General features: G+C 57.1%; 12 protein-coding genes. 4 read left to right on the top strand and 8 right to left on the bottom strand.

Annotated elements, in window-relative coordinates:
* Positions 1 to 95: 95 nt before the first annotated feature.
* From LDK53_RS22255 to LDK53_RS22245, 3 genes are all read right to left on the bottom strand, one after another.
* Entirely contained in the window at positions 96 to 1,121 is a 1,026-nt protein-coding gene (locus LDK53_RS22255; protein ID WP_025759668.1) for a TerC/Alx family metal homeostasis membrane protein, read from the bottom strand.
* Between the two features lie 168 nt (positions 1,122 to 1,289).
* On the bottom strand, positions 1,290 to 1,688 hold the full coding sequence (locus LDK53_RS22250; protein ID WP_025759666.1) for a potassium channel family protein: 399 nt from the start codon (positions 1,686 to 1,688) through the stop codon (positions 1,290 to 1,292).
* A gap of 109 nt (positions 1,689 to 1,797) precedes the next feature.
* On the bottom strand, positions 1,798 to 2,991 hold the full coding sequence (locus LDK53_RS22245; RefSeq protein ID WP_225288102.1) for an NAD(P)/FAD-dependent oxidoreductase: 1,194 nt from the start codon (positions 2,989 to 2,991) through the stop codon (positions 1,798 to 1,800).
* A 228-nt stretch (positions 2,992 to 3,219) separates the two neighbouring features.
* On the opposite strand from LDK53_RS22245, the gene pitA reads away from it, so the two are divergent.
* Positions 3,220 to 4,719: an inorganic phosphate transporter PitA gene (pitA, locus tag LDK53_RS22240; protein ID WP_225288101.1), complete on the top strand. Its 1,500-nt coding sequence runs from the start codon at positions 3,220 to 3,222 to the stop codon at positions 4,717 to 4,719.
* A gap of 61 nt (positions 4,720 to 4,780) precedes the next feature.
* Here the strand turns inward: pitA and uspB are convergent, their stop codons facing one another.
* A complete protein-coding gene (uspB, locus tag LDK53_RS22235; protein WP_003861224.1) occupies positions 4,781 to 5,116 on the bottom strand; it encodes a universal stress protein UspB in 336 nt (111 codons plus the stop codon).
* 283 nt (positions 5,117 to 5,399) lie between these two features.
* On the opposite strand from uspB, the gene uspA reads away from it, so the two are divergent.
* Complete coding sequence (gene uspA / locus LDK53_RS22230) at positions 5,400 to 5,837, top strand: universal stress protein UspA (protein ID WP_003861223.1); 438 nt, start codon at positions 5,400 to 5,402, stop codon at positions 5,835 to 5,837.
* A 109-nt stretch (positions 5,838 to 5,946) separates the two neighbouring features.
* Here uspA and rsmJ read toward each other — a convergent pair whose 3' ends face one another.
* Positions 5,947 to 6,723, bottom strand: coding sequence for a 16S rRNA (guanine(1516)-N(2))-methyltransferase RsmJ (gene rsmJ, locus LDK53_RS22225; RefSeq protein ID WP_094919626.1), 777 nt, complete (start codon positions 6,721 to 6,723; stop codon positions 5,947 to 5,949).
* Between the two features lie 7 nt (positions 6,724 to 6,730).
* Positions 6,731 to 8,773: an oligopeptidase A gene (gene prlC, locus LDK53_RS22220; RefSeq protein ID WP_047959656.1), complete on the bottom strand. Its 2,043-nt coding sequence runs from the start codon at positions 8,771 to 8,773 to the stop codon at positions 6,731 to 6,733.
* 177 nt (positions 8,774 to 8,950) lie between these two features.
* Here prlC and LDK53_RS22215 point away from each other — a divergent pair, with 177 nt between their 5' ends.
* Positions 8,951 to 9,793 carry a 23S rRNA (adenine(2030)-N(6))-methyltransferase RlmJ gene (locus tag LDK53_RS22215; RefSeq protein ID WP_008503119.1) on the top strand — a complete coding sequence of 281 codons (843 nt, stop codon included), beginning with the start codon at positions 8,951 to 8,953 and terminating at the stop codon, positions 9,791 to 9,793.
* Positions 9,794 to 9,864: 71 nt separating this feature from the next.
* Entirely contained in the window at positions 9,865 to 11,217 is a 1,353-nt protein-coding gene (gene gorA / locus LDK53_RS22210) for a glutathione-disulfide reductase (protein ID WP_045286391.1), read from the top strand.
* Here gorA and LDK53_RS22205 read toward each other — a convergent pair.
* Both LDK53_RS22205 and LDK53_RS22200 read right to left on the bottom strand, forming a co-directional pair.
* A complete protein-coding gene (locus LDK53_RS22205) occupies positions 11,214 to 12,005 on the bottom strand; it encodes an aminoglycoside adenylyltransferase family protein (protein WP_225288100.1) in 792 nt (263 codons plus the stop codon). The two genes, gorA and LDK53_RS22205, sit on opposite strands and share 4 nt — an antisense overlap.
* Positions 12,002 to 13,422 (bottom strand): response regulator (locus LDK53_RS22200; protein ID WP_225288099.1); only part of this gene is annotated, 1,421 nt, incomplete at its 5' end. The genes LDK53_RS22200 and LDK53_RS22205, both read right to left, overlap by 4 nt.

Below are 13,422 nucleotides of genomic sequence, written 5' to 3'. Positions count from 1 at the left end.
TGTTACAGAGTAGCAAGGAACATAAAGTGAACGGAATAACCTCTACAGTCGTATGTTCCCCCTCACCCCACAGGGAGAGGGAGAAAAGCGAGGTATCATGCCTCGCGTTTTCCAGGGAACATCACGCTCGCAATAATCCCCAGCGCCAGCACGCCGAGCACGACAAACAGGCTTGCCGTGGCGCCAATGTTGTAACCGTGATGCCAGAAGTGATCGGTGGCATTTAATCCCAGCTTGAACGCCACGAAGAACAGCAGCAACACGACGGCTTTTTCGAGGTGCACCAGATACTGCTTCAGCGCTTCCAGCACGAAGTAGAGCGTACGCAGGCCCAGAATGGCGAACATCATGGCGCTGTAAATAATCAGCGGTTCGCGGCTCACGGCAATAATGGCTGGCACGGAGTCAAAGGCGAACATCACATCAGAGAGTTCGACAACCGCCACGCAAAGCAGCAGCGGCGTCGCATAGCGCTTCGCCTTCTTAACGCGTCCCACCATCACGTCCTGGTTTTCCGGTTTTTCAAGCTCCGCATCCACCTCTTTCTGGGTCAGAATAAAGGCATTGCTGCTGATTTTCGGCCAGACAGGATAGAAGCGTTTCACCAGGCGATACGCGAGATGCCCGGAGTAATCCTCCACCTCGTCGCTCTCTTCATTGCGCTTGAGCATCATCACCGCCGTCCAGCCGACGACCAGCGCGAAAATCACCTCCACGTACGGCCCCAGGCTCAGCAGGCTGGTGCCGATCGCCACGAAAATACCGCGGAAGATAATCGCCCCCAGCACGCCCCAGTAAAGGACGCGGTGACGATACTTATCCGGCACGCCGAACCAGGCGAAGATCGCCATCATCACAAACAGGTTATCGACAGAGAGCACCTCTTCCAGCGCGTAACCGGTAAGGAACAGGCTCGCCATTTCGGCACCATGGTGAACATACAGGAACCCGGCGAACGCCATCGCCATCATGACCCAGAAGAGGGACCACATGGCGGCACTTTTCAGCGAGATCGGTTTATCGTGACGGTGCATAAAGAGGTCGATAAACATCGCCCCAACGGCCATCACCACAAAGACAACAACGGTTTCCGTCGGGAAACCGAGATGAGCAGCAGACATACAAAACCCTTTTGGCAGACAAAACACAACACCATGCAAACTGGCGTAAACCAGGAACAGAAAGGCGTGGGCTGTTACTCAGCCTCTTCACCCTCAAAGCCGTAGCCCTGTCGGCTACGCAAGAAGGGGGTACTTTACCTTACCAGGCGGGGCGTGCGCATCTGTCGTTTAGGCGGTCATGCCACGCAAACGCTGCAGCACCGCTACCAGCACCGCCACAGACCAGCCAACCATCAGGGCGCCGATAAGCCCCTCTACGCCGCCGATGAGCCGCCAGTGCTGGGGTAACGTGACATCGCCGTACCCCACGGTGGCGTAACTGACCAGCGAAAAATAGAAGCTGGTATTCCAGTCCTTAAATGCGTCAATGACAAAATAAAACGCAGCAAACAGCCCGGCTTCGAGGAGATGCGCGAAGATCATGGAGATAACGATGCCAACATTGCGTAAGACAATGCGTACCGCTGAATCCACTTCAAGTTTTATGAATTTTAAAACGCCAAACATCCACAGCGAATGGATCACCACGGTAAGGGTAAGCAAAATGATAATACTGAGTAGCTGCATGACGAATGCTCTGACCAAAAGGAATATGGCCCCGCGAACGCAGCGGGGCACCTGGTCGAAGCTTAGTTGAAAGAGCGGGAAAAGTTGGTGCAATAATTGCGTTGCGTGATTATTTCTCTGCCAGCGCCTGCGCGCAGGCCCAGGCACTGGCCCATGCCCACTGGAAGTTGTACCCGCCAAGCCAGCCGGTCACATCCATCACTTCACCAATAAAATAGAGCCCCGGCACGTTGCGCGCTTCCATGGTGCGGGAAGAGAGTTCATGCGTATCCACACCACCCAGCGTCACTTCCGCCGTGCGGTAGCCTTCGGTGCCGTTTGGCTGCACGCGCCAGTTCGTCAGGGTCTCGACCAGCGTCTCCTGCTCGCGGCTGTTAAGCTGGCGGAGCGACACGTCCGGGATCTGGCCTAAAACCTGTAAACACTCCACCAGACGTTTCGGCAGTTGCATGGCCAGGGTATTTTTCAGGCTCTGATTCGGGTGCGCGGCACGCTGCGCGTTGAGGAACGCGTCCAGATCGCAATCGGGAAGCAGGTTAACCGTGACAAACTCCCCCGGCTGCCAGTAGCTGGAGATTTGCAATACCGCCGGGCCGGAGAGGCCGCGATGGGTAAAGAGCAGATTTTCGCGGAACACCGTCCCGTCTTCAGCGGTAATAACGGACGGAACGGAGACCCCGGAGAGCGTCTGGAGCTGTTCCAGCAGCGGTTTATGCAGCGTAAACGGCACCAGACCGGCGCGGGTCGGCAGCACCTTCAGGCCAAACTGCTCGGCAATTTTGTAGCCGAACGGCGAGGCACCCAGCCCCGGCATCGACAGACCGCCGCTGGCAATCACCAGGTTATTGGCACTGACGGTGTCACCGTTGAGCTGAAGCGTATAGCCCTGTTCGTCACGCGTGACCGCCAGCACCTCCGTGCGCAGACGCATGACCACGCCGCCCTTTTCGCATTCGGCCACCAGCATATCGACAATCTGTTGCGCGGAGTCGTCGCAGAACAGCTGGCCCAGCGTCTTCTCATGCCAGGCGATGCCGTGCTTACCCACCAGATCGATAAAGTCCCACTGGGTGTAACGCGCCAGCGCAGATTTACAAAAATGCCGGTTCTGGCTCAGATACGCCGCAGGTTCAACATAGAGATTGGTAAAGTTGCATCGCCCGCCGCCGGACATCAGGATTTTACGGCCTGGCTTTTTACCGTTATCCAGCAGCAGCACGCGACGACCCGCCTGTCCGGCCATCGCCGCACAAAACATACCCGCCGCACCGGCGCCAATTACCACGGCATCAAACCTTTCCACGTCAAAATCCTCATTATTCACTGCCGCGGATTGTAAAGTTTCCTCTGTGGTCACACCAGCGTAAAAAGATATTACAAAGCCATTCCATTGAAATTTAAAGAATATCCTTTCGGGCGCTTTTCCCATTTCAGGTGGTATGTCAAAAAAAGTCTATATTTCACTTTGCCCGTTGCGCATTTGTCCTGGATAATGCGCCGCGTTCATGTCCTCAAAATGGCGTAACGTCCTATGCTACATTTGTTTGCCGGCCTGGATTTACATACCGGGCTTTTACTTTTGCTTGCTCTGGTTTTTGTACTGTTTTACGAAGCGATCAACGGCTTCCACGACACTGCAAACGCAGTAGCAACGGTTATCTACACTCGCGCAATGCGATCGCAGCTTGCGGTTGTTATGGCGGCGGTATTTAACTTTTTTGGTGTCCTCCTGGGCGGACTGAGCGTTGCGTATGCCATTGTGCATATGCTGCCAACGGATCTGCTGCTTAACGTTAGTTCTGGCCATGGCCTCGCTATGGTGTTCTCAATGCTGCTTGCTGCAATTATCTGGAACCTCGGTACCTGGTATTTCGGCCTGCCTGCATCCAGTTCTCACACTCTCATCGGCGCGATTATCGGTATCGGGTTAACCAATGCCCTGATGACCGGTACATCGGTTGTTGATGCGCTGAACCTTCCAAAAGTACTCGGGATTTTCGGCTCTCTGATCATCTCCCCTATCGTGGGTCTGGTGGTTGCGGGTGGATTGATCTTCATCCTGCGTCGCTACTGGAGCAACACGAAGAAACGTGCGCGTATCCACCTGACGCCAGCAGAGCGTGAGAAGAAAGACGGCAAGAAAAAGCCGCCATTCTGGACGCGTATCGCCCTGATCATTTCCGCTATCGGCGTGGCCTTCTCTCATGGCGCGAACGACGGGCAGAAAGGCATTGGTCTGGTGATGCTGGTGCTGATTGGTGTTGCGCCGGCAGGCTTCGTGGTCAACATGAACGCCTCTGGTTACGAAATCACGCGTACCCGTGATGCGGTCAACAACGTTGAAACCTATTTCCAGCAGCATCCTGACCTGCTGAAAAAGGCGACCGGCGTTGACCAGTTAATCCCTTCTCCGGAAGCGGGCGCCACCACGGCACCAGGCGAGTTCCACTGCCATCCGGCAAACGCGATTAACGCGCTGGAACGTGCGAAAGGCATGCTGGGCAACATCGAAAGCTATGAAAAACTGGCCGTTGAACAGCGTGGTCAGTTGCGTCGCATCATGCTCTGTATCTCTGACGTGACCGATAAAGTCGCGAAGCTGCCAGAGGTGAACGGTGACGATAAACGTCTGCTGAAGAAACTGAAAAGCGACATGCTCAACACCATTGAGTACGCGCCAATCTGGATCATCATGGCCGTCGCGCTGGCACTGGGTATCGGCACAATGATTGGCTGGCGTCGTGTGGCGACCACCATCGGCGAGAAGATCGGTAAGAAAGGCATGACCTATGCGCAGGGGATGTCCGCGCAGATGACGGCGGCGGTGTCTATCGGTCTGGCAAGCTATACCGGTATGCCAGTCTCCACGACCCACGTACTCTCCTCGTCCGTGGCAGGTACCATGATTGTTGACGGTGGCGGTCTGCAGCGCAAAACCGTGACCAACATTCTGATGGCCTGGGTGTTCACCCTTCCGGCATCAATCCTGCTCTCTGGCGGGCTGTACTGGATTTCGCTGAAGCTGATTTAATCGGCTGAGGGCGACAAAAAAGCGGGTCAGGAAACTGACCCGCTTTTTTTATGTTTTCTGCTCAGTGCCAAATCATCAATGCAATCATACTGACCACGACCAGCCCGCACAGGGCACTGGTCAAAATGAACTGACGACGCAGACGCTCGCAGCGACGAATAAACTCTTCATCGTGATGATCGCGGTAGCGCTGGTAGTAGATATATCCCACCAGACGCATCTGCTTGCTGGGCTGTCCATGCGAGGTGAAGAAACCTCCACCGTCCACATACTGATAAAGCAACGGATCGCAACCACGAAGTACCACTAACAGCGCACGTAACGATGAGAAGTAGCGCGCCATATTCACTATGCAAACTACGCATAACGCCCAAAACAATGCGACGGTGCTAATCATACATCCTCCCCGGCGTCCGCCCACGAAGCAAGGCTCCTGAGCTACCGCACCCCAATGCCCTGACAGACAGTTCAGTGAAAGAATGACCAAAAGTCGATCCGGTTCGCGTTTTCATATCCGAACGGCTCATTAAATAGTGTAGGAGATCCGTTAATTTTTTTGCCACAAGGTTAATCGTTATCAACACCAAAGCTTGAAAAATATGTTTTACTGGGCCGTAATGAAAGTATCAGACGACGGCTTTCACATTTAGTCATCGATAACTTAAGGAAGGAGTAACACTATGGCTTACAAACACATTCTCATCGCGGTAGACCTCTCTCCGGAGAGCAAAGTGCTGGTTGATAAAGCGGTATCCATGGCACGTCCCTACAACGCGAAAGTTTCCCTGATTCACGTTGATGTGAATTACTCCGACCTTTACACCGGTCTGATCGACGTCAATCTCGGCGACATGCAAAAGCGCATCTCTGAAGAGACACACCACGCCCTGAGCGAGCTCTCCACCAACGCAGGCTACCCGATTACCGAAACCTTAAGCGGCAGCGGCGATCTGGGCCAGGTTCTGGTGGATGCGATCAAGAAATATGACATGGACCTGGTGGTGTGCGGTCACCATCAGGACTTCTGGAGCAAGCTGATGTCTTCCGCGCGCCAGCTGATTAACACCGTTCACGTGGATATGCTGATTGTTCCGCTGCGTGACGAAGAAGACGAGTAAGTGCAAAAAAGCCCGGTGGCGCTAACGCTTACCGGGCCTACAAGGTAAAAGCAAAACGGCAACATGGTTGCCGTTTTTAATGTTTGTTCCCTCTCCCACAGGGAGAGGGTTAGGGTGAGGGCATCAGCCCGCACTCTTCCGGCGTCCCCGGATAGATATCAAACCGGTGCCCTTTGGTGGTCACCGCGTTGGTAGTGGCAACGTCCGCCAGCGGCGGCGCATAGTCAGGACGCTTCACCACCACTCGCTTCGTCGCTAACTGGCGAGCGGGCTCCAGCAGCCCATCGGCGTCCAGATCCGGCCCCACCAGCGACTGAAACACCCGCATCTCTTTCTTCACCAGCGCGCTTTTCTGCTTATGCGGGAACATCGGGTCAAGATAGACCACCTGCGGGCGCGGGGTGATATCCGTCAGCGCCGTCAGGCTGGAGGCGTGGATCAGCTGCAGTCGTTCCTGCAACCACGGGCCGATTTCCGGATCAGCATAGCCCCGCGTCAGACCGTCATCGAGCAGTGCAGCCACCACCGGATTGCGCTCCAGCATCCGCACGCGGCAACCGACCGACGCCAGCACAAACGCATCGCGCCCTAATCCCGCCGTGGCATCCACCACGTCAGGAAGATAGCTCCCTTTGATGCCGACCGCTTTGGCCACCGCTTCACCGCGGCCGCCGCCGAACTTGCGCCGGTGCGCCATCGCGCCCCCCACAAAATCGACAAAAATCCCGCCGAGTTTCGGCTCGTCGCGTTTACGGAGTTCAAGATGCGCTGACGTCATCACCAGCGCCATCAGGTTCTCTTCATCGTGCTCCAGCCCCCAGCGGGCGGCCAGAACAGATAAGGCGCCGTCTCCGGCGCCTGTTTCATCCACTAAGCAGATCTTCACGTAACAATCAGCCTTTGATCCCGTAATGCTCAAGCATCGCATCCAGCTGCGGCTCGCGGCCACGGAAGCGTTTGAACAGCACCATCGGCTCTTCAGAACCGCCGCGCGTCAGGATGTTATCGAGGAACGACTGGCCGGTTTCGCGGTTGAAGATCCCCTCTTCTTCGAAGCGAGAGAAGGCATCCGCCGCCAGCACGTCGGCCCACAGGTAGCTGTAATAGCCTGCCGCATAGCCGCCCGCGAAGATGTGGCTGAACGCATGCGGGAAGCGGCCCCAGGTTGGCCCTGGAATAACGGCAACCTGCTTTTTAATCTCGGCCAGGGTTTCGAGGATTTTCGCCCCCTGTTCCGGACTGAACTCGGCGTGCAGGCGGAAGTCGAACAGGCCGAACTCCAGCTGACGCAGGATGAACATCGCCGCCTGGTAGTTTTTCGCCGCCAGCATTTTATCCAGCAGCTCTTTCGGCAGCGGTTCGCCGGTCTCGTAGTGGCCGGAGATAAACGCCAGCGCGTCCGGCTCCCAGCACCAGTTTTCCATAAACTGGCTTGGCAGCTCGACCGCATCCCACGGCACACCGCTGATCCCGGCCACGCCTGCGGTTTCAATGCGGGTCAGCATGTGATGCAGGCCGTGTCCGAACTCGTGGAACAGGGTAATCACTTCGTCGTGGGTGAACAGCGCTGGCTTGCCGTTTACCGGGCGGTTGAAGTTACAGGTCAGGTACGCGACCGGCTTCTGCAGAGAACCATCGGCTTTACGCATCTGGCCCACGCAGTCATCCATCCACGCCCCGCCGCGCTTGTTCTCACGGGCGTAGAGATCGAGGTAGAAGCTGCCGCGCAGCTCGTTTTTCTCGTCATACAGCTCGAAGAAACGCACGTCCGGGTGCCAGACGTCGATGTCGGTGCGCTCTTTGGCGGTGATGCCGTAAATCCGTTTCACCACTTCGAACAGGCCATTGACGGCTTTGTTTTCCGGGAAGTACGGGCGCAGCTGCTCGTCGCTGATGCTGTAGAGATGCTGTTTCTGTTTTTCACTGTAATAAGCGATGTCCCACGGCTGCAGCTCGTCCACGCCGAACTCCGCTTTGGCGAAGGCGCGCAGCTGGGCCAGCTCTTTTTCACCCTGTGGACGGGCACGTTTAGCCAGATCCGTCAGGAAATCGAGCACCTGCTGCGGGTTTTCGGCCATTTTGGTGGCGAGGGATTTATCCGCGTAGCTGTCAAAGCCCAGCAGCTGGGCCAGCTCGTGACGCAGGGCGAGGATTTCCGCCATCACCGGGCTGTTGTCCCACTTACCGGCATTCGGCCCCTGATCGGAGGCGCGGGTGCTGTAGGCGCGGTACATCTCTTCACGCAACGCCTGGTTGTCGCAGTAGGTCATCACCGGCAGATAGCTTGGAATATCCAGGGTCAACAGATAGCCTTCCTGCTCTTTCGCTTCGGCCTGCGCTTTAGCGGCCGCCAGCGCGCTTTCCGGCATCCCGGCAAGTTCCGCTTCGTCGGTAATCAGCTTCGTCCAACCCATGGTGGCGTCGAGCACGTTGTTGCTGTACTGGTTGCCCAGCTCAGAGAGACGCGCGGCAATTTCACCGTAGCGGGTCTGTTTCTCTTTTGGCAGACCAATCCCGGAAAGCTCGAAATCACGCAGGGCGTTATCGACGGATTTTTTCTGCGCCGTGTTCAGTTCAGCATAATGGTCGCCGTCGCGCAGATCGCGATACGCTTTGTAGAGCCCTTCGTGCTGGCCGACCCAGGTGCTGTACTCCGAGAGCAGCGGCAGGGTCTGTTCGTAGGCTTCGCGCAGTTCCGGGCTGTTTTTTACCGAATTCAGGTGGCTCACCGGGGAGAAGATACGCCCCAGCACGTCATCCACTTCGGCCAGCGGCTGACACAGATTTTCCCAGGTGTACGGCGCGCCCTGCGCGACCACGCTTTCTACCGCCGCGCGGCAGTTGTCCAGCGCTTGCGTCACGGCTGGAACCACATGCTCAGGGAGGATTTTAGAAAACGGTGGCAACGAAAAAGGCGTCAGTAATGGATTGGTCATAAACGCTGTCCTGTTGAATAAGATGAATGAAGCGCGCATCCGGCGCTGTGCATATTGTCTGGTAATGGGGTTAAGTGTAGAGGATTTCAATGCCTGCGCTTCGCGGGCCGACGGGTAATCTGTGCCGTTCTGCTGTAAACTGTGGCAAATCGTCATTTCATCGGAATTTCATTACCCATGCTCAGTTATCGCCACAGCTTTCACGCAGGCAACCACGCCGACGTCCTCAAACACACCGTTCAGAGTCTGATTATTGAATCACTCAAAGAGAAAGAGAAGCCGTTTCTCTATCTGGACACGCACGCGGGCGCGGGCCGTTACCAGCTGAGCGGCGAACACGCCGAGCGTACCGGTGAATATCTGGAAGGGATTGCCCGCATCTGGCAGCAGGACGACCTGCCTGCCGAACTGGAGCCGTACATTGGCGTGGTGAATCACTTCAACCGCAACGGGCAGCTGCGCTACTACCCCGGCTCGCCATTGATTGCCCGCCAGCTGCTGCGCGAGCAGGACAGCATCCAGTTGACCGAGCTGCACCCGAGCGACTTCCCGCTGCTGCGTTCTGAATTCCAGAAAGACAGCCGCGCCCGCGTGGAAAAAGCCGATGGCTACCAGCAGCTGAAAGCCAAACTGCCGCCGGTTTCCCGTCGCGGCCTGGTGCTGATCGACCCGCCGTACGAAATCAAAACCGACTATCAGGCGGTGGTGACCGGCATCCACGAAGGCTACAAACGCTTTGCCACCGGGACGTATGCCCTGTGGTACCCGGTGGTTCTGCGTGCGCAAATCAAGCGCATGATCAAAGACCTGGAAGCGACCGGCATCCGCAAAATTTTGCAGATTGAGCTGGCGGTACGTCCGGACAGCGACCAGCGCGGCATGACGGCCTCCGGCATGATCGTCATTAACCCGCCATGGAAGCTCGAAGCGCAGATGAACAACGTCCTGCCGTGGCTGCACAAAACGCTGGTGCCAGCGGGAACAGGCCACACCAGCGTCAGCTGGATCGTGCCGGAGTAATCGCAGCCATCGGTGGAAACTATTGATTTCAGGTATACAATCGCGGCAATTCACGATTAAGGACAAAAGCTATGACTAAGCATTATGACTACATCGCAATCGGCGGCGGCAGCGGCGGCATCGCCTCCATCAACCGTGCGGCCATGTACGGCCAGAAATGTGCGCTGATTGAAGCCAAAGCGCTGGGCGGCACCTGCGTGAACGTGGGTTGTGTACCGAAGAAAGTGATGTGGCATGCAGCGCAAATCCGTGAAGCTATCCATATGTATGGCCCGGATTACGGCTTTGACACCACCATAAACCATTTCGACTGGGATAAGCTGATCGCCAGCCGTACCGCCTACATCGACCGTATTCACACCTCGTACGACAACGTGCTGGGTAAAAATAATGTCGACGTTATTCACGGTTTCGCCCGTTTTGTGGACGCGAAGACGATCGAAGTGAATGGTGAGACGATCACCGCCGATCACATCCTGATCGCCACCGGCGGTCGCCCGAGCCACCCGAATATCCCGGGCGCGGAATATGGCATCGACTCTGATGGTTTCTTCGAACTGCCTGCCCTGCCAAAACGCGTTGCCATCGTGGGCGCGGGCTACATCGCAGTGGAGCTGGCCGGCGTGATTAACGGTCTGGGTGCTGAGGCGCACCTGTTCGTGCGTAAACACGCGCCGCTGCGCAGCTTTGACCCGCTGATTGTGGATACGCTGGTCGAAGTGATGAACACCGAAGGCCCAACCCTGCACACCAATGCCGTGCCAAAAGCGGTGGTGAAAAATGCAGACGGCAGCCTGACGCTTGAGCTGGAAGATGGCCGCAGCCAGACCGTGGATTGCCTGATCTGGGCGATTGGCCGTGAACCCGCCAACGACAACTTCAACCTCGGCGTGACGGGGGTGAAAACCGACGAAAAAGGCTACATCGTCGTTGATAAATTCCAGAACACCAGCGTGCCGGGCATTTACGCCGTTGGGGATAACACCGGCGCGGTTGAGCTGACCCCGGTGGCTGTTGCGGCAGGGCGTCGCCTTTCCGAGCGTCTGTTCAACAACAAGCCGGACGAACATCTGGACTACAGCAACATCCCGACCGTGGTCTTTAGCCACCCGCCAATCGGCACCGTCGGCTTAACCGAGCCGCAGGCGCGCGAGCAGTATGGCGACGATCAGGTGAAAGTGTATAAATCCGCGTTTACTGCGATGTATACCGCCGTCACCTCTCACCGTCAGCCGTGCCGCATGAAGCTGGTCTGCGTCGGCCCGGAAGAGAAGATTGTCGGTATCCACGGCATTGGCTTCGGCATGGATGAGATCCTGCAGGGCTTCGCGGTGGCACTGAAGATGGGCGCAACCAAAAAAGACTTCGACAACACCGTGGCGATCCACCCTACGGCGGCGGAAGAGTTTGTGACCATGCGCTAGGATAACGCCAGTTTTTTCTCAATCGCTTTTTTGACATCGCGGACAAATGCCTCAACCTGAGGCATTTTTTCTGTCCAGTCTACGGTGACCTTGCCGAGATATTCTGCGCGCGCCTCAGCCAGCAGTTTCGCATGGGCCGCAGGCAGCTGTGGCATCAGCCAGGCCGCCGCCTCGTCTTTCGCTGCGATCTGACCGGTCTCTACGCTATACCCGATGCGCGCCAGCGTCAGGAGGATATGCCTCTCATCACCTTCCAGATCCTCGGCCCCGTTCCACAGCGCGAGGGTCTGACGAAACGTCTGCTGCAGATCGCGTTCTGGCACCGCCTCAAACAGCGTGCTGGCCGCCTCTCCCCGCAGGGCAAGGCTGTTCTGCCGCGCTTTGGTGAGTAAAATCGCCAGATCGGGGTCGGGCTGCGCCGGTTCGTATTCGCCGTTTAATATCGCGTCCCGTAGCCATTCCCCAAACTGCAGCTCCCGCACGGGCGGAAATCGCCATGGCACCATCTGCGACCAGACAACCACCGTCACCTCCAGCGCCCGGTAAATCTCCGACGTCCCGGGCCAGGCCGAAACCGCCAGCAGTTGCTGCATTAAGGCATGGCGTTGTTCATCCCGCAGCGGTGAGCGCACCGTGACCAGCAGATCGATATCGCTCAGCGGTTTCAGGCCGCCGTCCATCGCCGACCCGTATAAGTGAATCGCCATCAGCTCGCCTCCCAGAATGTTCTCGATAAGCGTGCAGGCCGTCTGTATCTGTTTTTGTGCGCTGGGGAGCACGTTCATCATCCCTCTTCCTCAGACACCAACTGTTGATTAACGCGGGCGATCTCGTCCAGCACGCGCTGCACGAGAAGCTCAATCTCTTGCCAGGCGTCGTCGTTGTGACAGGCCGTTTCCAGCTGTTCGCAGGCCTTCTGCAACGATGACATGTTCATCATCCGCGCGCCGCCGTTGATACGGTGCGCCATACGCCCCACCTTATCGCGATCTTTCTGTGCCAGCCACTGCGTCAACTGGCGGGCATCTTCCCGGTTGACCTCCGCCATTTCGGCCTGCAGCGCCCGTGTGGTATCACTCACACGATCAGGTTTCGCGCTGCCGACGGCAAAATAACGATCCAGCAGCGTCTGCAGTTTCTCGGCCGTCAGCGGCTTTTCCAGATATTCATTCATACCGGCAGCGATACAGCGCTCTGCCGCCTCTGCCCCGCTCATCGCCGTCAGGCCGAAGATCGGAACCGGTGGATGACCGTTAAGCTGTTCGGTATGACGGATCTGCTGTGCCAGCTCATAGCCGTCCATCTCTGGCATCGTACAGTCGGTAATAATGACATCGTAGCAGTCAGGATTTTGCTGCCACATCGACAGTGCCTCAGCGCCCTGGGTCGCCAGCGACACCCGGTGCCCCCAGGACTCCAGCCGCTGCTGCAGCGCACGGCGTGCTGGCGGGTAGTCATCCACCCCCAGAATATGCAGACTGCGCGCCTGGTCGACGGGCGGCGGGGTCAACACCTTACTGGCGGCAGGCTCCGCGTTGAAGTGCAGGCTGACCACGCAACCCTCATGCGGTTCACTGTCGATGCGCACCTGCGCACCGGCGGCATGCGCCATAAACAGGCAGGCCGGTAAACTGAACCCGGTGTCGGTCCACTCTGATTTCAGCGTCACGCGGTGAGCGCGTCCGGTGATCTCTTCCAGCTGATGTGGGTCAATGCCCTCACCCTGGTCACACACCTCGATAACCAGCGGGATCGTCGTGGCGTCCGGCGTTCTGCTGCCCTCATACACCTCAACGTCTATCTCCTGACAATGCGCATGCTTGATGGCGTTACGCAGCAGGCTGGAGAGGATGCGAATAATCAACAGCGGATCGGTGGTGAAGCGCTCGGTAGAGAGCTCAATCAGCACGTTCAGGGTGATCCCTTTCGCTTCCGCCTGCTGCCGGTAAAGCGCCACCGTGCTGTGGATCAGCTGCGGCAGATGCGTGCTGCGCATCGTTCCGTTCAGCTGCGGGTTATCGGCACGGAAGACATCGAACATGTCGCCAATCAACGAAAGCAGATTCAGCGAGGATTCCCAAATCAGATTCAGGTTTTCATTATGCTCATGCCGCGCATCAAGCGCCTGAAGCTCCATCTCCAGCAGGCCGGTGATCACGCTGAGCGGGGTGCGCACCTCATGGCCCATGCTCTGCATAAAGGCGT

Source organism: Enterobacter sp. K16B, assembly GCF_020216105.1.
In the GTDB taxonomy this organism is placed as follows: domain Bacteria; phylum Pseudomonadota; class Gammaproteobacteria; order Enterobacterales; family Enterobacteriaceae; genus Enterobacter; species Enterobacter sichuanensis.
Note: the sequence above shows the minus strand (reverse complement) of the source record. Positions and strands in the feature narration are given on the sequence as shown.

Coding starts and splice junctions, on each gene's coding strand:
- pitA (WP_225288101.1), top strand. CDS start 3,220: ATGCTACATTTGTTTGCCGGCCTGGATTTACATACCGGGCTTTTACTT.
- LDK53_RS22250 (WP_025759666.1), bottom strand. CDS start 1,688: ATGCAGCTACTCAGTATTATCATTTTGCTTACCCTTACCGTGGTGATC.
- LDK53_RS22215 (WP_008503119.1), top strand. CDS start 8,951: ATGCTCAGTTATCGCCACAGCTTTCACGCAGGCAACCACGCCGACGTC.
- gorA (WP_045286391.1), top strand. CDS start 9,865: ATGACTAAGCATTATGACTACATCGCAATCGGCGGCGGCAGCGGCGGC.
- uspB (WP_003861224.1), bottom strand. CDS start 5,116: ATGATTAGCACCGTCGCATTGTTTTGGGCGTTATGCGTAGTTTGCATA.
- uspA (WP_003861223.1), top strand. CDS start 5,400: ATGGCTTACAAACACATTCTCATCGCGGTAGACCTCTCTCCGGAGAGC.
- LDK53_RS22205 (WP_225288100.1), bottom strand. CDS start 12,005: ATGATGAACGTGCTCCCCAGCGCACAAAAACAGATACAGACGGCCTGC.
- prlC (WP_047959656.1), bottom strand. CDS start 8,773: ATGACCAATCCATTACTGACGCCTTTTTCGTTGCCACCGTTTTCTAAA.
- LDK53_RS22255 (WP_025759668.1), bottom strand. CDS start 1,121: ATGTCTGCTGCTCATCTCGGTTTCCCGACGGAAACCGTTGTTGTCTTT.